Consider the following 19,375-nt stretch of genomic DNA (forward strand, 5'->3'; position numbering starts at 1 on the left):
CTGTGAAAGTGTTATGGCAAGGATGGCTTAAGTTACAAGCCATCCTGGAAGGCTACGATTTAGCAAAATCTCTTGAGCCAGACTTGTGATCAAGAGACAGCTTTATAGCGGCTTTTTATTTTCTGTATTTTCATGCAGTTCGAGTTTTGGTGCACTCATACCTTTGAGTAACCGACCAAATATATCAGCGCCGGTAATAATGCGCTTCACATCACTCCACACTAACACCACATCGTGATCAATGGCCCCATCAAACGATTTATCTAAAGAATGACTAGCCCGTATTTTTAAAATAACTTCACTCAGGCGCATCGCCTCATCAGCAACAATAATAGGTCTGTGACAATAATGATAAGGGTCGAACGTCTCTGGTTCAAACAAGGCTGAACGTAAAAAGCCGTCAGCATCTACCACTAATAAAGGCCAACCGTCTTCATTGGTAATGATCACCCAGTTATAACCTGACTTATGTAGTTTTCGTAAAAACTCATTATCAGTCGTTAATGTAAGGTCTGGGAAAATAGGCAAATCAAGCTTAGTAGGCAAAGCAATAATAGAGTCTGGATCAATTACCTCACCCTCTTTGGTTACGCTTATTTCATCTAAGCTAAAAAAGTTAAGCGCGCCTATTCCCTCAACGTGCTGAACATCAGCCTCTTCTGCTTCTATGTGTTTGCGAATAATACCTCTGAGCTCACTTTCAGCAAAGTACGTAATCCCCTCTTTACCTAACCATGCATCGAGAATTAAAGCCGTTGGCTTAGCAACTACATAAAACAGAATCTGATAAAACTTAATTAGCGGCGAAAGTAGGCTCGCCATTTTTAGCGCATTACGCGAAAAATAAGCCTGCGGTGTTATTTCACCAATAATAGTAATTGCGATAGTTGAGAATAAAAACGAACTTGCGCCCATTAATACCGAATCAGAAAGTAGTGTAAGTAGTACGTTAATACCTACGTTGCCCCACAAAATAGTCGATAATAAAAAGTTAGAGTCGTTTCGAAGGGCCATCACTTTTATGGCCGCCTCGTTCCCTTTTGCACTTTCCATTTCGAGCTGAAGCCTACTTAGTGAAAAAAACGCTAAGTTTAAGCCCGAAAATATTGCCGATTGTGAAATACACAAAGCAATTGCACACCAAATCATGACTTCAAAGGTCATTGTATTTTCCTGTTAGTAATACCAATTCACTTAATTAAGCGAATTGGTATAAGGCTTATAAAAGCAATAAACTGCCTAAACCTAAAAAGGTAACAAACCCAACAATATCGGTAACGGTAGTTAAAATTACCGAGCCAGATAACGCAGGATCAATTTTCATTTTGTCTAAAATAGACGGAATAACAACACCAGCTAGTGACGCGGCCACTAAATTCAATAATATGGCTACCGTAATCGTAATACTGAGCATTAAATCGTTAAACCATAAGAAGGTAAGCAGGCCTATTACAAACGCCCATACCAAGCCATTTACAGCGCCAACACGTAGCTCTTTTTTAAGTAACGCATTGCGGTTTGAATCTGTAACCTGTCCGAGCGCTAAACCACGCACAATAACGGTTAATGTTTGACTACCTGCGATCCCGCCCATAGAAGCAACCACTGGCATTAATACAGCGAGTGCTACAACCTGTTCTATAGTTGCGCCAAATAAACCGATGAACCAGGACGCTAAAAAGGCAGTAGCTAAGTTAATACCTAACCATATACCACGGTTTTTAGCACTTTTTCGCACACTTGCGAACAGGTCTTCGTCTTCACGTAAACCACCGGCTTTAGCGGCTGCTTCATCAGCAATTTCTTGTCGTAATTCATAAGCAGAGGCAATGGTTAATCGCCCAAGTAATTTGTTATCAGCATTAACCACTGGCAGTGCCATTTTTTCACTGTGAATCACCACCTCTGCCGCTTCATATAAATCATCATCAGCATGGAGTGATGAAAAGTCATGATTTGCCAATGTCATTAAGTTATCAGTGTCGCTGGCTTTTATTAAATCATTTACCGCAACCTCACCTATTAAACTACCCTTGCGGCTTACTAAATAAATAACTTCACTGTATTGCGGTAAACCTTTATGTAGCAATTTTTTAGCACCACCGGCTGTTAGCTTCTCCGATACTTTTAAAAAGTCAAAACCTAACCAGTGACCAAGTTGTTCTGGCGGGTATTGCTGCGCTAATTCATATTGTTTGGTTTGCGCTTCATCGAGTTGCTTTTTTGCATACTCAACAAATCGCTCTGGTATAACTTCTTCAAGTTCCAGTAGCTCTTCTACATTAACTTCATCAAGAAGTTTAAAAGCCTCAGTGTCTTCTAGTGTTTGCAGCAACCACAAGCAACTATCTTCACTTAAATTAACAAAAATTTCGTGTTGCGTGTCTTCGTCAAGCAACTGCCAAATTTCAAGTCGTTGTTCTTTTGGTATCGCCTCAAAAAGTAATGACAGGTGCTCTGTTGAAAGCGTTAACTGCGCATCTGCTAATAATTTATTTTTGCGTTCTGTTGTATCGCATTGCAATAAATCATTTATGAGCTGTGGAAGTTGGTCTACCGGATACTCAATCATCTTAAAACCTTAAATTTAAAAGCGTACATTATTCACAGTTTACTTGAACAATAAAAAATTGCAGAAAAAACGTGAACTTATTAAGCATGCGCAGGCTATTTTTGCGCATTGTATGGGCAAACTAAATGCAGTACTAATATTTATTTTAAAAAATTAAAAAAACAGTAAAAGGAATTGTTTTTAAGGAATTAAACGACAAGTAAGTAAACCAAACGGATTACTTATAATAAAAAAAATCCCATATTAGCCAGGCTAATATGGGCAAAATCACACAATGAATAAGGTGTTTTTAAATTACGGTTTATGCTTTTAATTAAAGTCTATCGGTAATATTTCGTACTAAGTCAGAATCTACAAATTGAGTAATAAGTGCAGCGCCCCACGCATAGCCACGCTGTATTGGGTAACCTTTAAAAATCCAGCGTTTACGCACGTGATTGAAGCGATCTAAATAGTCTTGCTTTTTTTTAGGCAGAGGTTGATCGCCCAATTTATTCCATGCTTTATATACACCTGACATGTCAGAGCCTCGCATAAAGCGTTGCAACCAACGCGGAAAACGCGAGAAGCTAATGGTTGACTGAAAATCAATAAAATAAGGTTTACCGTCTGCGCCGCATAAAATATTACCCATATTACGCAAGTCTAAATGCACGATGCCTTTACGATGCATTTTTGCTACTTGGCGCTCAAGCTCGCTAAAAAAGTTAACAGGTAGTGTTTTGTCTTCATGAATTAAAGAGCGCAGTGGCATGCCTTCAATATAGTTATAAGCCACAGCTATCGGCGATAACCTACAAAAGCGATTAGCAACAGCATCAAGCTCAGCTAATCGGCTCAACCCTTTATATTCTTGATTTACAGATAGTCGCGCAAATGTTTTACGAATAAGCCACGGGCTTTGGCTAAAATCTTTAACAATCAAATCAAATTCATTATCTTTATATCGATACACAATCGCGTTAGCAAAACGTCCCTTATGGACAACACTTAAGTGATGTTGCATAAAAGTATGTTCTGGATATTGCTGCTGTAATTGTACTAACAAATTATTTTCAATCATAACAAACCTAACAAGATGATAACTTTAATTGCCTAGGCAACTATATTATCAAAGTTAGATTCTACGCACAATCAGATCAACTAATTAGCACGCTAACTTTCTGTTGAAACAGTATCACTATTTTATTGATAATCTATTTGTGGGGGGAATTTCGGGTAATGTATCTAGATTATTTATAGCTTTAAATAATAAGTCTATTATTTGATTTTTTTCTGGCTCTGAAAAACCATTTAATGCTTGAGCATAGACTTCGTTTACTACAGGCATTATTTCTGGACAAAGAGCTTTACCCTTTTCACTTAAACACAAAATAGTTGAGCGCTTATCAAGCTCACATTGCGTTTTAATAATGAGTCCTTTTTCTTCAAGTCGGTTTAGTAAGCGGCTCATAGCGCCACGATCATAAACCATATACTCACAAAGTCCTGCAAGCGTATTAACCGACTCTCTCGCAAGTAGTACTACCACAATATATTGCGCTGAGGTTAAGTCCATAGGAAGTAACTTGGCATCAACATGAATGGCTAATCTCGAGCGTAAAAAAGACACTAAACGCCCCAAGTCTTGCTCTGGCGCTAACTCTTCTCGAGTACAACGTTTAATTGATGGCATGTTTTGCATGGTTATTCCACTGTATAGGTATATTTGCATGCTGATAGACCTTAACACATACAAAAAATTCAATAATTTTTATAAAAACTAAGCGGCTAAAACTAAGCCACAAAAATAAAGCCGCTATTAGCGGCTTTTACTGTAAAGTTTTAAACTTTGTTAAATTTTAAACTGGCCAACGAGTTGTCCTAAGTTTTCACCACGCGCAGCTAAATGCTGGCCTACCGAAGAGGTAGTTTTGCTTGAAATAGTTAGTTCATTAACGATTTCTTGAATGGCAAATACATTACGGTTTATTTCTTCTGTAACGCTACTTTGCTCCAGCGCCGCTGTCGCAATTTGCGTACTCATGTCGTTAATTGATCTAACTGAGGTTGTTACCGCACCTAAACTTTCTGAAATAGCACGAGACGATTCTACTGAGCGATTACAACTATTCTGACTCGCTTGCATTGCGGCTACAGCATCCGATACTAAATTATGTAACTCACTCAACATTTCACTAATCTCTAATGTGCTAACTTGAGTACGACTTGCTAAGCTTCTTACCTCATCAGCAACAACAGCAAACCCTCGCCCTTGCTCACCTGCTCGTGCAGCTTCTATTGCAGCATTAAGTGCAAGTAAATTTGTTTGCTCGGCAATTCCACCAATTACGCTTAGTACACTATTAATCTTTTTAGATTGATCACTGAGTGAATCAACTTGTTCTGCGGCTAGGTTTATCTCGCCCATTAGGTTAGACACCTCACTGAGTGAAATATCAACACACTCTTGAGCTTTAGCAACTTCTTGCGTTGCCGCTTGGGTTGACTCTGCCACTTGGTTCGTATTTTGAGCCACCTCATGAGAAGTAGCCGACATTTCGGTAATAGCCGTCGCAACAAGGTCTGTTTCATGATTGTGATTAAGTAGCTTGTCTTCAATTAATCGTGTTTGTGTATTTATATCACTAGAGGCTGTTTTTACATCGTGTGTTACATCAACCACATTAGCAATAATGCCATGTAACTTACTTACAAACATATTAAATGCTTCGCCAAGTTGGCCTATTTCATCGTTAGTATCAATATCTAAACGTTTAGTTAAATCGCCCTCACCTTTGGCAATATCGTCAAGGCTTTGCGCCATACGCTGTATTGGTTTTACCATTGTATTTGCGGCAATTAACGCACATATAATAGTTAACACAACCCAAAATAAAGCAATTAGCAATAAGGTCACTACCTTATCATTCATGTGCTCTTGCATTGCTGTTTGATATTTAAGTAGTTCTGCGTCTATATCATCCATATATGCGCCAGTACCAATCATCCAGTTTGTACCTGGGATCATTGCTGCATAGCCCATTTTTTCAACTAAGCCTGTGGTATTTGGTTTTTGGAAATGATAGTTAAAAGCGCCACCGCCTTTTCTAGCTTGATCTAATAAGCCCACTATTATTTTTTTACCGTTAGGGTCAGTCATCCCTATTTTGTTTTGCCCTTCAATAGCATCACCTAATAATGCATGAAAAACACTAACGCCATTTGTGTCGTATATAAAAAAGTAACCACCTTGACCAAATGTTAAATCTCTTAAAGCATTTTTAGCATCTTGCTCAGAGCCATTTGCTATTTGATAGCGCACAATTTTACTGGCAATTTCTACCTCGGTGCTTAGCAACGTTTGTTTGTCACTTATTAGTTTAGTTTGAAATGCTTCAAAATTTTGTTGCTGATTTTTATTCTCTAAATAATAAGAACTCAGCATCAAGCTAATCAAAAGTAGCATTAAGGGCAATATAGCTAATAACAACAGTTTGTTTTTCAAGCTTAAATTACTCATTATTTCTCCGGGGTATATAAATGCATATATAGCGACAATAGCCAAAAATTAAATTACGGCTGTTTACATTGTTTTATTGGGTTTAAAAGCATAGTAAATAAAAAAAATTGGTGGGAGTAAACTCATACCATGCTCAATTAGCTGATATTATAGTCACAAGGAAGGTATTTGGACACTAAAAACACTGAGACCTTCGTATTAATTAATATATAATTTGCCACTCTTTCACTAGAGATTTAAAGTTCTAGCAGCTGCATTGATCTAAACTTAATTTTATAACGTACTAAGACGATTAATCACCAGCTATGTAATGAGTTAACGCACGACTCATGTTAGTATTAATTTTAGGTTCATATAAATAATGAACATATAGATATTAAACTTCCATTAACATATAATAACCCTATATTACTAATACCAAACAACTAGAAAATCGGAACGCATCACTTTGAGCCACAGTTATAATCTAATAAAAATGAATTATTAATGAAATATATTTTATACCTTGCACTTTTAGTGTCTGCTCATGCATTCTCAGCACCTGTAAATAATAGTATCGCTTTTTACTACTCAGCGCCGATGCCATTAGCCGAAATGACTTTTTATTCTCGCGTTGTCGTCCAGCCTGAACTCGTTACCGAGCACGAGCTTAATTGGTTTAAAAAACGAAACATTGCCGTTTACGCTTATTTAAGTGTGGGTGAATCGTTCAATAAAAGTGATTCTTCACTTTCAGTTAATCCTAATTGGAACAGCCACATTGCAGATTTAACATCTACGGATTGGCAACAACAAATGCAAGACAGCGCAGCTTCTTTAAAAGCGCGTGGTTTCAGTGGTTTATTTTTAGATACGCTAGACAGCTATCAACTTTTAGATGACAAACACAGTAAATCAGATCAACAAGATGGCTTAGTCGCGATTATAAAAAACCTCTCTGGTACGTTTAATAAGCATCTTATTCTTAATCGAGGCTTTGAGTTATTACCTAAACTTACTGGTTTAGCCAATGATTTAGTTGCTGAAGGTTTATATAGTCATTACAACCCAACTAATAATAGCTACAAATTAACCACAGAGAACGATCAAGCTTGGCTAAGCGCACAATTAAAAACAGCACAAAACTTAGGTTTTAAAGTACAAGTTATTGATTATGCGCAGCCTGATAACCGCCTTGCTATGGCGCAAAAAATAAAACAAGCTGGCTTTACTCCTTGGGTAACAGATGGGCACTTACAAACATGGGGTACATCAACCATATCGCCAGTACCAAGACGCATCCTAATTCCGTTCAACAGTAATGTAAGACCACTCATTTACACTACCGTACATTTAAAGCTTGCGACCATGATTGAGTATTTGGGATATATTCCTGATTATGTTGATGTAGCTAAACGAGATTTGCCATTAGTAGATCCAAGTTTACATGCTGGTATTATTTCATGGACAAACAGCGATGCTTTTTACACCCCAACTATTACTAATTGGTTGGAAAGTAACTTAGGCGTTGTACCTGAGCTAATTATGGGTGAGCTACCGCAATCAACTAAACTATTACTTAACCTTGGTATTGAAGCGCTTAGCGTATTGCCTCCAGCCCCTTATGAACTTAATCATTTTACTACATGGCTAAAAGGCGAAGCGACAACATCGCCTGCGATAATTAAGCCCTACTTACTGAAATTAGCAACTGATGCCACCCCGCTTATCAATATAAAAGCGGCTGATGGAACTATAATAGTGCAGAGTACTAAAACAAAATATGGCGCGGTTGTTGTTGCACCTTGGCTTATAGATACCTTGCCAATGGAAGGGAGTAAATGGGTTATTGACCCACGTACACTACTCACCAAAGCAATGGGACTACCTCCGATTCTAGTGCCTGATACCACAACTGAAAGCGGTAGGCGCATGCTAACGCTGCATATAGATGGCGATGGCTTCACAAGCCCGGCACATTATGCAGGTAAACCATATTCTGCAGAAGTGATTCGCGATGAAATAATTAAGCGCTATAAACTGCCTTTGACCTCATCGGTTATTCAAGCTGATATTGAAAAAAGTGGCTTACATTCAAAACAAAGTGCCAAACTTGAAGGTATAGCGCGCAGTATTTTTAATTTGCCTTATGTAGAAATTGCTTCGCATACTTATAGCCACCCTTATTTTTGGACTGCGTTATCTGGCCTTAGAATAGTAGATAAAGATGAAGTAGATTATGGTTTTCATCTTGATGTACCTGGCTACGACAAAATAAGCTTAAAAAAAGAAATCACCGATTCAATAAAGTATATTGATGAAAACCTGACACCAAAAAACAAAAAAACAGTGATGATGTTATGGTCAGGCGATGCAACTCCCGGCCCTAAAGCGCTTGAATTGGCTCGCGATGCTGGCGTATTAAACGTCAACGGTGGTAATACAGATGTAAATGCCGATAACCCAAGCCTTACGCATGTTTCACCAATAGGTAGACCAGAGCACGATTTGCTGTATCAAATTTATGCCCCCATATTAAATGAAAACGTATATACAAACTTATGGCACGGGCCTTATTATGGTTTTAGACGCTTAACCGAAACATTTGAAATAACAGAAAAACCATATAGATTAAAACCCTACACTATTTATTTTCATTTTTACTCAGGTGAAATCCCTGCGGGACTAGACGCACTAAAACACAATATAGATTATGTTTTAGCTAGGCCAAATACACCGGTACATTTGAGCCATTACGCAAAAGTAGCAAAAGACTTTTACTTTTCTGCGCTAGCAAAAAACAGTAATAATGAATGGTTATTTAGCTCAAAATACATTCGTACTTTACGAATTCCTACTGATTTTGATATGCCTAACATTGCCCAAAGTGAAGGTGTGTCAGGCGTTACTGAAAAAGGTGACTATATACACATTATTAATAACGTAGCTCGTCTTAGCTTTGATCACAGCCAAAATAGTAAAAAACCTTATTTAGCGTCTGCAAATGTTGTTATTGATAACTGGCAAGTTAACGGACCTGTTAGCTTTAAAGCGTGGGTGCCTGCTTCGCTTGATTTAATTAATGCACGTTCTTGCGAATTTGTATCTAGCTTAGGAGAGCACTTTAAAGGTATTACACGCGCTAATGTGACGCACTTTAATCTTCCAAAGGGTCAATTTTATGGTTATCTTAACTGCAATGGAGTCGCTCGATAATGAATGCTAAAAAGCGCCCTCAGTTAATTTCTGTAAAAACAATATTAGCAATATTAGCTGTAAGTTGTTTTGCACTTTATGCATTATTTCCTCACACCTTATTTTTTGAAGATGATGAACTTTCACAAGATTATACCTTTGAAAAATCGTACCTTAATGCAGCGCTCAACACTGAGCCTAACAACGAAAAGCTACGCGCAAAATTGGTTGAACTACATATAGGGCTTAGTGAGTATTCACAAGCCACTAACGAGCTTGAAAAACTACCAAGAGGTGAGCGCAAAGCAACTCTAGAAATAAAGCTGCTTTACTCATTATGGCTAGCAAGCGGGGCTAAAGTTGACGATCGCTTTGAAGATCTATCTTTAAAAATAGGTGTTCATAAGCATTGGGACGAACAAATACTAACTATTGCAAAAGCAGTTGGGTTAAACGCAAAAGTTGCTCTGTACTATCAAAAAAATAAACAACCACTACTTGCAGCTGATTACTGGTTGAGCGCTGGCGAACCAGCCAAAGCTCTCGCTATTTATAAAACAAATATAAATGCTGACATTGCAGCTAAAGCGATTGAGACTGCACTTGGCGCAAATAATCCGATACAAGCTTACGCCTGGTGGAAAACTTATGGCGACCAAGCTAATGTTAAACGCACCCTTTATTTAGCTAACTTAGCTGGCAATACAGAAGATTCAGCTCAAGCCATTGAAAGCTTATTAAAGAGCGATCCAAATAACACCGAGTACTTAACAAAAGCCATGCACCTGCGTTTAGCAAATGGGAATGCAAAAGGGGCTGAGCAATTACTCGCCAAGCTATTACTACAAACTCCAAATGACAAAGAGCTACGCTTACTAAATTGGAAAATAAAGCGCTGGCAGAACAAGCCTAAAGAAGCGCTTAAAGAGTTTAAATGGCTAATGTCGAACAGAGCTGTAACCCCAGCGATGCTTACTGACAGTGTTAATGACGCTGCGGCATTATATTTATACCAAGACGCCAACGATATATATGAATACAAAGCACAAAACCGACAATTAAAAGGCAATGGCTTTGCTAAGTGGATGCAAACAAACGAATTTATAGGCAACACAAAACAAGAACTCAGTAATATTGACCGTTTTGAACAAATAAATGGTAAGAGTGCATTATCGCAATATTGGAAAGCGAAAGTACTTCACGATTCCGGAAATTTAAAAGCACTAAGAGCTTTATGGCCTAAATATAAAGGGCCTAAAAATGAAGAAGACTTACTTTGGATAGCTCGTGCATTTTGGCTTGAGGATGACTTTAAAACAGCATTGTCTATTTTAAAAAACAAGCAACAAAGTACTAATGGAGAATTTTGGACTGCACGAGTAGATATGGCAATGCGTGTTCAAGATAAAAAAGATGAGCTTTATGCTTTTGAGCAACTAAAAGCAATCAGCACACTAAGTGTTGGCGACACGCTTTATTACCAACAGCTGCGCTTTGAAGGACGGCCTCAAGAGCTTCTCGATTATCTATGGGAAAATGAGTCACTTACAGACCGCCAACTGATACAAATTGCATTATTAAGCACGCAAGTAAACGATGCTAAATCGGTTGCCCGTATTCACACAGAGCTTGATAAACAACGTTATAATAAAGCTCTCTACCCTGCTTGGGTTATTCTTTCAAATTGGTATCAAAATCAAAGTGATTTAAATTCGGCTTATACAACTCTAAACCGCGCCGCTAAATTAAGTGAATACGACCCCGATGTTGTACTCGCACAAGGTTGGTTAGCGCTACAAATGCACGACACTATAATGATCAGCCGTATTTTAACTCGCTATTCGGACAGCGATCCTACCTACGCGTGGACGCAATTATTAGCTAGCCTATCTATTTATGAAAAATCATATAACAGTGCTTACTTTTATTTACGAAAACTAGCTGTTGCAGATCCAAGTGACTTAACAACACTGGTTAACTTAGCCGATGTAATGAAGCAGCTTGGTTATTATGCGAATGCTGCCGAGCTAAATCACTATTTATTACAGCATTTACCTAAAGATAAATACGCATACAGAGGCCTAATGTACCGCTGGGCAGGTGCAATGGCTGTTCCTCATTTAATGCAATTAAACACCATGGATGAGCTCGCGCCCGACACTATTGGTGAGCCTCAAGCAAACTGGTGGTTAGCACGTCGAGCTGCACAAAAGTTAGAACCTTGGCAAAAACTACAGCTTTATATGACCAACGGCGAGTTTAATAAAGCGAAACAGCTTATAGCTGAAGGTTCACTAAGCAAATTAGATGAGCTAAACGCCCTACTCTATTTAAAACAACCCTATGCCACCATGCAACGTTGGTACGAAGAACTTACTGGCGAGGCAAATGAATCGCAATTGAGTTTACTCAGAAATGCACGCGCATCCTATTTTAGAGCACTTGAAATAAACCTATCGCCAGAGGCTGGTTTAAACAGTAGCCAGTACGATGTAAACGTTTATTTTCCTTATGCTAATGGGCAATGGAAATTAAGTTTAAGTAATCAGCAAAATCTTGATAACAACGGATTACTGTTTGCGATAGAAGATAAGATGACATTTGGTCGTTGGTATTTTGATGCAAAAATAGATTCTCACCAAGGCAGCTTAGTTAGCCGCCAAGGTCTTAGCTTAGACTCTCGTTATCAATGGGATTCGCGTACTCAGGTAGGTTTAAAGCTTGAATATAATGTTGAAAACCGCCAATCAGAAGCGCTACTTAGCTATGCTCAGCTAGATAAAGCCACGGCCTATGTTAACTACAATATTGATGGTAGACAAAATGTACAGCTATCAGCAGCAGCGATGTCTTTTTCTCGAAGAAGCGATGGCAGCTCACTAATAAATGGCCAAGAATATAATGCACGTTACCAATACAGTATTTTAAAAGACCGCCCAATTTGGAACGCTTATTTTAGTGCACAGTGGCAAGACTTTGAACGTGTAAATGCATTAATAAATACAGAATCAAGACCTCTAAGAGTTGACCTTCAACCATTTAGACGTTTTGCACTAGGGACCTCATTTGCTTCAACTGGTTCTTTAGAACCTCCTTATTTAGGCGCAAGCCCTTCATGGTTATTTGATATAAGTACTGGCTATCAAACACTTAACGATACAGTAGATGTATCAGTTTCAAGTGGCGCTGGTTGGTCTGTACTGGGCGATGATTTATTTAAATTACAGCTGGGTTACCAAAGTAGTAATAAAGTGGGTAACTCAGATACACAATTACAATTAGGTTATTACGTACATTTTTAATGTTAGGAGAGAGTATGTTTCGTTTAATTATACCGTGTTTGGTATTACTATTATCAGCATGTACCACCAGCAGAGTTGCTGATGATGTAGAGCTTAGCCCTTCAAAAATTGTGGCATTAATGCCACTTGTTAATCATGCTCAAACACCGCTTGCTGGTGAGCGTGCTGAAGATATTTTGGCCAGTATTTGGCAGCAAAATAAATTGCCAACTCTTATACGCGCTCCTCGCGTAAACACTAAAGAGCTTCCACCACTGGACGATCAATACCGTTTAGACAATGCTATGCAATGGTTAAGCACTCAACAAGCTGACTATGTACTAACAGGTAGCATTGAAGAGTGGCGCTATAAAGCCGGTCTTGACGGAGAACCTGTTGTAGCACTGACCTTATCACTCACAGTTAACGGGCAAACAACGCCAATTTGGACGGGAACTATTGCTAAAAGTGGCTGGGGTCGCGATAGCATTGCAGCAACAGCACAAGATGTGATTGCCGATTTAATTTCTTATATAGAGGTTAGTGAGTGAAAACACATTTCCTTAGACCAAGAGACGTTCCTGAGCTACAAATATGGGCTGAGGTATTTATATTTACCGCGCTTGCTTTAGGGCTGCCTGTATTATTTAACGCAGAGGACCCATTTTGGACTGAGGGAGGGTTTTCGTGGCCTGTACTTGGCCCACTTTTAGTTTCTCTACGTTATGGCTTTTCAAAAGGCTTTATTAGTATTTTATGTTTGCTTGTTGGTCAACTTTGTTTACTTCAAGCAAATATTTTATCACCACAAAGCGACTTCAATATTAACGCCATGATTGGCTACATTATTGTAATTATGATCACTGGCGAATTTAGGGATGTGTGGGAACGTACTAATCAACAACAAAGTATTCAGCTTGAGTACGTAACCGATCGCCTTGAAACATTTACTCGTCAGTATCACTTAATTAATTCATCTCACGATAGAATAGAGCAGATGCTTGCTGGCCACACGTTAAGTTTGCGTGAATCGCTACAAGCAGTAAGAACCTCTATCGGGCTATTAAAAGAAAGAAGGCTTGATAGCGCAGCGCAAAAAATAATCGACCTATTCGTTGAATATGGCTTATTAGAAAGAGCGGGATTATATAAAGTTGAAAACGACACTGTTTTAGAGCCACCACTTGCCTCTATTAGCCAAATGGGTCAAATAGCTGAAAATGATCCTCTTATATTAGCGATGATTGAAGAAAAAGAATTAGTATCAGTAAAAGACGCAAAAACTGCATTAGGTATAAGTAAATACCATATGGCAATCCCACTTATCGACGTAAATAATACAATTTACGGCGTTATTTTAGTTGAAAGAGTACAATTTTTTGCACTTAAAAATACCACTCTTACACTACTTGCTGTTATGGCTGGGCATATTGGCGACCTGCTGCGCCATGAAATAACAAACCCAGTAATGACGTATGAAGAGTCTCCATACTTTATTCGCCAAGTTAAACGCGCGAATAAAGAAGCAAAACGATACAACATTCCATCGCAGCTGCTAAAAATAAAAGCCAATAATATTACTGATAAATCGACTCAACTTATGAGTTATTTAAGTGAAGCACGCCGTGGTTTAGACATTTATTTGTATGATAATCAAAATCAGGTATTACTGCTATTAATGCCATTAGCTGATGAACTTGAAAAAGCAGGCTTTATTGCCCGAATGAACACGTGGTGTAAAGAGCGCACTGGTAGCACTTTAGCTGAGCTTGATATTGTTATTGAGCAACAACTTGCACTACCAATAAGCTCAGATGATATAAAGAGATTGGTTTCACTTTCATGATTATAATTATTATAGCGGCTATTTTAGGGTGTATTTGTCAGTACTTTGCACTAATAGAAGTACTGGAAACACCTAATTGGTTTTTAGCTATACTATTGCATGCTATTGCTAGCATCCTTTTTGCTATTGTTAGTTATGTGTTTATACCTAAAAAATACAAAACGACTCCTTATAGCTCTTTTTTGCTCATGTTTTTATTATTGTTTACATTACCAGTACTTGGAATTATAGGTGTTGTAGTAGCGCTTACGTTTGCTCTGTGTAAACCTCTAAAAAACGATGATATAGAAATTGAAGAGCATAAAATACCTGAGCTTCCTTTTGAAGCCAGAGCTATATCAGCAAATCCAACCTATTCTATGGGCGGGCTTAAAGCAATTTTAAAGCACGCGAGTGAACCAAATAAACGTTTAAGTGCTGTAATGGCAGCTCGTCACATGAGTGACTCACAAGCTATTCCTATTTTAAAGCTAGCACTTAAAGATTTAGAAGATGATATTCGCCTACTCGCCTACTCAACCCTTGATGGTAAAGAAACCAAACTCAACGAAAAAATCAGTTTATATCAGCAAGAAATAGCCGTTACGACTAAGCAGCCTAAATTGAGTCATTTACAAAAACAACTAGCCGAACTTTATTGGGAACTTAGCTACTTAGGTTTAGCCCAAGGTGCACTGCGAAAATACGTTTTAGAAAAAGCCGAAACACTTGCACAGCAAAGTATTGAGCACGTAAAAACACCTGCAACCTTTATATTTTTAGGCCGTATATCTTTAGCCTTAGACAAATACGAAATAGCCCATGAGTACTTACTTAAAGCAACCGAATTTGGTATGGCAAGGCGTCATGTTCTCCCTTATAAAGCCGAAGTTGCCTTTTGTATGAACAAGTTTGACGACTGTAAACGCTACTTAAAAGAACTCCCAGAACAACCTAAAGGCAGTGAATTACGTCATTTGCAGGAGTATTGGCATGAGTAATAAAAATGCAGACATTTTACTGCTTTTGGAAGGTACCTACCCTTACATACGTGGTGGTGTATCTAGCTGGGTTCATCAAATAATTGAAGGGTTACCTCATTATAACTTTGAGCTTGTTTTTATAGGTGGAGCGCCAGAGCATTATGGCGAGATTCAATATACTTTACCTAAAAACGTTACCAAGCTGCATGTTCATTATTTAGTGGAAAATGACACTTCTGAAATAAAAGCTAAGCATGGCATTAAATATAAAAAAGAGCTCTTTGATTTTTGGCAGCAACTACAAAATTATTTTAGAGATTGTAACGAGCCTATTCCGAGTGAATTGTTAAAATTTGCATTTGAAACTTTGGCTAAAAAAGACGGTATTAACGAAGCCGACTTTTTATATAGTGAATCATCGTGGCAAGTGCTCATCAATTACTATTCAACTTTTTGTGATGAATCCTCTTTTATTGACTTTTTTTGGTCATACCGCAATTTATATAAACCGCTATTTAAAATAGCCGAAATTGCACGTGGACTTCCAAAAGTTAAACTTATTCACTCAATATCTACCGGGTATGCTGGTATTTTAGGATCTGGTGCCAGTGTAATAAGCGATACTCCCTTTTTGTTGACCGAGCATGGTATTTACACCAAAGAGAGAAAAATAGATCTTATTCAAGCCAGTTGGATCAAAGAGTCTGAACAAAGCCTAGGTAAAAACTTAAATACCGAGATGGGCTTTATTCGCCGAATGTGGATCAGCTTTTTTGAGCAAATAGGCCGAACAACATACCAAGAAGCAGATAAGATCATTTCGCTATACGATGGTAACAGACAGCGCCAAATAAAAGATGGTGCAGCGCCTGAAAAAGCATTTGTTGTACCTAATGGTATTAAAACAGTGCGCTTTATTGAAGCGCTTGAGCAGCGTCCAAAACAGATACCACCGGTTGTTGGATTAATTGGACGTGTAGTTCCTATAAAAGATATTAAAACCTTTATACGTGCGATTAAAGAAGCGCAATCGATATTACCAGAGGTCGAAGGCTGGATCATCGGCCCTTATGAAGAAGATCCGCAATATTACAAAGAGTGTGAACTACTTGTAGGCAGCCTTGATTTACAAAACAGTGTTAAGTTTTTAGGTATGCAAGATATTACCAAAATTTTACCTAAGCTCGGAATTGTTGCTTTAACCTCGATTTCCGAAGCGCAGCCTTTAGTGCTTTTAGAAGCAATGGCGGCCGGTGTGCCTGTACTTGCTAGTGATGTTGGCTCGTGCCGCGAAATAATCGAAGGCGGCACCGATGAAGATAAAGCATTAGGTAAAGCTGGTGAAGTTGTCTCAATTGCTTCACCTAGCGAAACAGCACAACAAATATCAAATATGCTAACAAATGAGCAAGCTTGGCTTGAGTATCAAAAAAGTGGTTTAGACCGCGTACAAAAATTTTATGACGAGAGCCACATGTTTGCCCGTTACGATAAACTTTATAAGGATACAATGGCATGGCCGGAATAGGTTTTGAGATACGAAAAATTCTCAAAAAAAATACCCTGCTCTCAGTTTTTGAAGCATACGGCTACGCAGGGTTAATAGGCTCAGGCCCCTGGCTGCTCTCTATTGTAGCGTTAATGCTAATTGGTATTTTAAGTTTAGGAATTGTATTACCTAAAGTACTTATTATTCAGTTTTTAACGCTTGTTACCTACATGATGGCAGCCTCACTTATTTTAACGGGTGGCTTGCAGTTATTACTAACTCGGTTTATTGCCGATTTGATTTTTCAAAAAGAAGAGGCAAAAGTACTCCCTAATTTACTTGGTGCGCAACTTGTAACAACAATAGCTGCGTTATTGGTGGGCTTAGCTGTATGGCCTATGCTCCCTATACCCGTTGTTACTAAGATTATAATTTTAGGTGCCTTTGTAAGCTTATGTAATCAGTGGCTTGGCGCTATTTTTCTATCAGGTATGAAAGAGTACCGGTTAATTTTAATAACTATGCTAAGTGGTTACGCCTTTATGGTATTGCTTGCATATTTATTAAGAGACTGGCAGCTAGACGGCTTATTTTTTGCGTTTTTTGCAGGCGAAGCACTGCTCTTTTTTAGCTTTTTATTTATGATTATTCGCCGCTACCCAGGTGAAAAACTTATAAGCTTTGACTTTTTAAGCAATAAAAAAGTGTATTACAGCCTATTCTTTTGTGGTCTGTTTTATAACATTGGTGTATGGGCTGATAAAATCATTTTTTGGTATTCTCCAAGCACATCAATTCAAATTATTGGTACATTAAGAGCCAGCCCAATTTATGACTTACCTATATTTTTGGCTTATTTGTCTATTATCCCCGGTATGGCGGTATTTTTAGTAAAAATGGAAACAGACTTTGTAGAAGAGTACGACCGTTTTTACACCGCTATTCGTGGTGGCTCATCTCTTGAAGAGATCTACATATTAAAAGACAGTATGATCCAAACTGCGCGTGCCGGTTTATACGATATATTTAAAATTCAGGGTATTACCGTTGCCTGCTTATTATTATGGGGTGAGCAAATACTTACCTTTATTGGCATTGATCCAAACTATAAAACGCTTTTATTTATTGATGTAGTAGGTGTAGGCGTACAAGTTATATTTTTATCTATTTTAAATATTTTGTTTTATTTAGATAAACGCTCAACAGTGCTATTTTTAGCGGGGTTATTTTTGGTAATAAACGTTGTTTTAACTTTGTTATCAATTGCTTTTGGACCGCAGTTTTATGGCTATGGCTTTGCATTAGCAACCATTATTACCTCGGTAGTAGGATTATTTTGGCTTTCAAAACAATTTGAAGATTTAGAATACGAAACGTTTATGCTGCAATAGCATAATATAAAAACTTAGCATAAAGGCTGTAAGCTACAGCCTTTATCGTTACGTTAAAAACTCTAATAAACCGCGCTCAAACCGACTAAGATACTTTGTTTTACGGGGTAATTTAAAATTGTCGCGCCAATGAGTTTGTTCTGATTCATTTTTCTTACAAAGCTCAATAACATCAGGATGAATATAAGAATTACGCGCTATTGTTGGCGTATTCCCAAGCTTTGAAGACACTTCATCAAGCATTTTTTTTAATGTAATAGCGCCTTTTGCTTCATACACTTCTTTAAAAGCAATCACACTTGCTCGCCATGTTCTAAAGTGTTTTGCGCTAAATTCTTCACCCATTATATTTTGAATATACTGATTGATTTCAGTAGAGGTAACGTTAGAGCGCTCCCCCTCTTCTATATATTGAAACAAGTGTTGCCCGGGTAAGTCCTGAAGCTCCTTAATAACACTACTCAATGCTTTATCCGTTATATTTACTTCCCTTTCTTTGCCTGACTTTGCACGGTATTTTAATCTAATATTTTTTCCTGTTAATTTTGCATGCCTTGATCTTAGGGTTGTCGGACCAAAACTTTTATTTTGTTTTACATTACGTTCATTCCCCACCCGTAAAGCACCTAAATCCATTAATCTAACAATGGCTGCTAAAGTACGTTCATAATCGAGCTCATCACCTTGCAATGCTTCCTTTAATTGAGCCCTAAGTAACGGCAGCTTATGTCCAAACACACTACAAGCTTGATACTTTTTAGCATCTTGTTGTTGTGTAAATAATGGATGATATCGGTACTGCTTTCGTCCTTTACTGTCGTAACCTGTTGCTAAAATATGCCCATTTTCTTCAGGGCAAAACCATACACTTTTATAAGCAGGCGGGAACGCGAGTGAATTTAAGCGCTCAATAACGGCCTTCTCTTTAATTATTTTTCCTATTGGGTCAAAATACTGCCAATGTTTGTTTTTTTTCTTTCGGGTAATTCAGGGCAAACTATCATCAACGTAAATCAATTCCATCATTCCTCCTCAAGCATTTAAAAGAGATATTGTTAACTCGCTTAAGCTTATATTTCAAAGCATAGAATGTACCACTTTAAAATAACCTTAAACTGAACGACTTTATTGATATATAATCAAAAATTGAGCAAAAAC

The 19,375-nt window shown here is 38.0% G+C and carries 13 protein-coding genes; 7 read left to right on the forward strand and 6 right to left on the reverse strand.

What is annotated here, in order from left to right; all coding sequences use genetic code 11:
- Nucleotides 1–102 precede the first annotated feature (102 nt).
- The 5 genes from I6F54_RS16870 to I6F54_RS16890 all read right to left on the reverse strand — a co-directional run bounded on the left by I6F54_RS16870 (nucleotide 103) and on the right by I6F54_RS16890 (nucleotide 6,074).
- Complete coding sequence (locus tag I6F54_RS16870; RefSeq protein ID WP_007584829.1) at nucleotides 103–1,164, reverse strand: DUF21 domain-containing protein; 1,062 nt, start codon at nucleotides 1,162–1,164, stop codon at nucleotides 103–105.
- A 55-nt stretch (nucleotides 1,165–1,219) separates the two neighbouring features.
- A complete protein-coding gene (locus tag I6F54_RS16875) occupies nucleotides 1,220–2,572 on the reverse strand; it encodes a magnesium transporter (RefSeq protein WP_165728468.1) in 1,353 nt (450 codons plus the stop codon).
- 313 nt (nucleotides 2,573–2,885) lie between these two features.
- The gene (locus I6F54_RS16880; RefSeq protein ID WP_165728467.1) at nucleotides 2,886–3,635 is read right to left on the reverse strand and encodes a serine/threonine protein kinase; all 750 of its coding nucleotides are present in this window, start codon (nucleotides 3,633–3,635) and stop codon (nucleotides 2,886–2,888) included.
- 117 nt (nucleotides 3,636–3,752) lie between these two features.
- Nucleotides 3,753–4,286 carry a MarR family winged helix-turn-helix transcriptional regulator gene (locus tag I6F54_RS16885; RefSeq protein ID WP_231611873.1) on the reverse strand — a complete coding sequence of 178 codons (534 nt, stop codon included), beginning with the start codon at nucleotides 4,284–4,286 and terminating at the stop codon, nucleotides 3,753–3,755.
- 120 nt (nucleotides 4,287–4,406) lie between these two features.
- Nucleotides 4,407–6,074, reverse strand: a complete 1,668-nt coding sequence (locus I6F54_RS16890; protein ID WP_165728466.1) for a methyl-accepting chemotaxis protein — start codon at nucleotides 6,072–6,074, stop codon at nucleotides 4,407–4,409.
- Nucleotides 6,075–6,560: 486 nt separating this feature from the next.
- On the opposite strand from I6F54_RS16890, the gene I6F54_RS16895 reads away from it, so the two are divergent.
- Genes I6F54_RS16895 through pelG form a run of 7 tightly spaced genes read left to right on the forward strand, consistent with a single transcriptional unit; the run spans nucleotide 6,561 to nucleotide 18,217 of the window.
- Nucleotides 6,561–9,269: an endo alpha-1,4 polygalactosaminidase gene (locus tag I6F54_RS16895; protein ID WP_165728465.1), complete on the forward strand. Its 2,709-nt coding sequence runs from the start codon at nucleotides 6,561–6,563 to the stop codon at nucleotides 9,267–9,269.
- On the forward strand, nucleotides 9,269–12,550 hold the full coding sequence (locus I6F54_RS16900) for a tetratricopeptide repeat protein (RefSeq protein WP_197142415.1): 3,282 nt from the start codon (nucleotides 9,269–9,271) through the stop codon (nucleotides 12,548–12,550). The genes I6F54_RS16895 and I6F54_RS16900 overlap by 1 nt, the downstream gene beginning before the upstream one ends.
- 14 nt (nucleotides 12,551–12,564) lie before the next feature.
- Nucleotides 12,565–13,080, forward strand: a complete 516-nt coding sequence (locus tag I6F54_RS16905; protein WP_165728463.1) for a protein PelC — start codon at nucleotides 12,565–12,567, stop codon at nucleotides 13,078–13,080.
- A complete protein-coding gene (locus I6F54_RS16910) occupies nucleotides 13,077–14,375 on the forward strand; it encodes a PelD GGDEF domain-containing protein (protein ID WP_165728462.1) in 1,299 nt (432 codons plus the stop codon). Before I6F54_RS16905 ends, I6F54_RS16910 begins: the two co-directional genes overlap by 4 nt.
- Complete coding sequence (locus tag I6F54_RS16915) at nucleotides 14,372–15,355, forward strand: HEAT repeat domain-containing protein (protein WP_165728461.1); 984 nt, start codon at nucleotides 14,372–14,374, stop codon at nucleotides 15,353–15,355. The genes I6F54_RS16910 and I6F54_RS16915 overlap by 4 nt, the downstream gene beginning before the upstream one ends.
- Nucleotides 15,348–16,865, forward strand: coding sequence for a GT4 family glycosyltransferase PelF (pelF, locus tag I6F54_RS16920; RefSeq protein WP_165728460.1), 1,518 nt, complete (start codon nucleotides 15,348–15,350; stop codon nucleotides 16,863–16,865). Before I6F54_RS16915 ends, pelF begins: the two co-directional genes overlap by 8 nt.
- Nucleotides 16,853–18,217 carry an exopolysaccharide Pel transporter PelG gene (gene pelG / locus I6F54_RS16925; RefSeq protein WP_197142417.1) on the forward strand — a complete coding sequence of 455 codons (1,365 nt, stop codon included), beginning with the start codon at nucleotides 16,853–16,855 and terminating at the stop codon, nucleotides 18,215–18,217. Before pelF ends, pelG begins: the two co-directional genes overlap by 13 nt.
- 48 nt (nucleotides 18,218–18,265) lie before the next feature.
- Here the strand turns inward: pelG and I6F54_RS16930 are convergent, their stop codons facing one another.
- On the reverse strand, nucleotides 18,266–19,204 hold the full coding sequence (locus I6F54_RS16930) for a DNA topoisomerase IB (RefSeq protein ID WP_331461810.1): 939 nt from the start codon (nucleotides 19,202–19,204) through the stop codon (nucleotides 18,266–18,268).
- Nucleotides 19,205–19,375 lie beyond the last annotated feature (171 nt).

Origin of the sequence: Pseudoalteromonas sp. SWXJZ10B (assembly GCF_015864475.1) — a bacterium.
Classification (GTDB): Bacteria; Pseudomonadota; Gammaproteobacteria; order Enterobacterales; family Alteromonadaceae; genus Pseudoalteromonas; species Pseudoalteromonas arctica.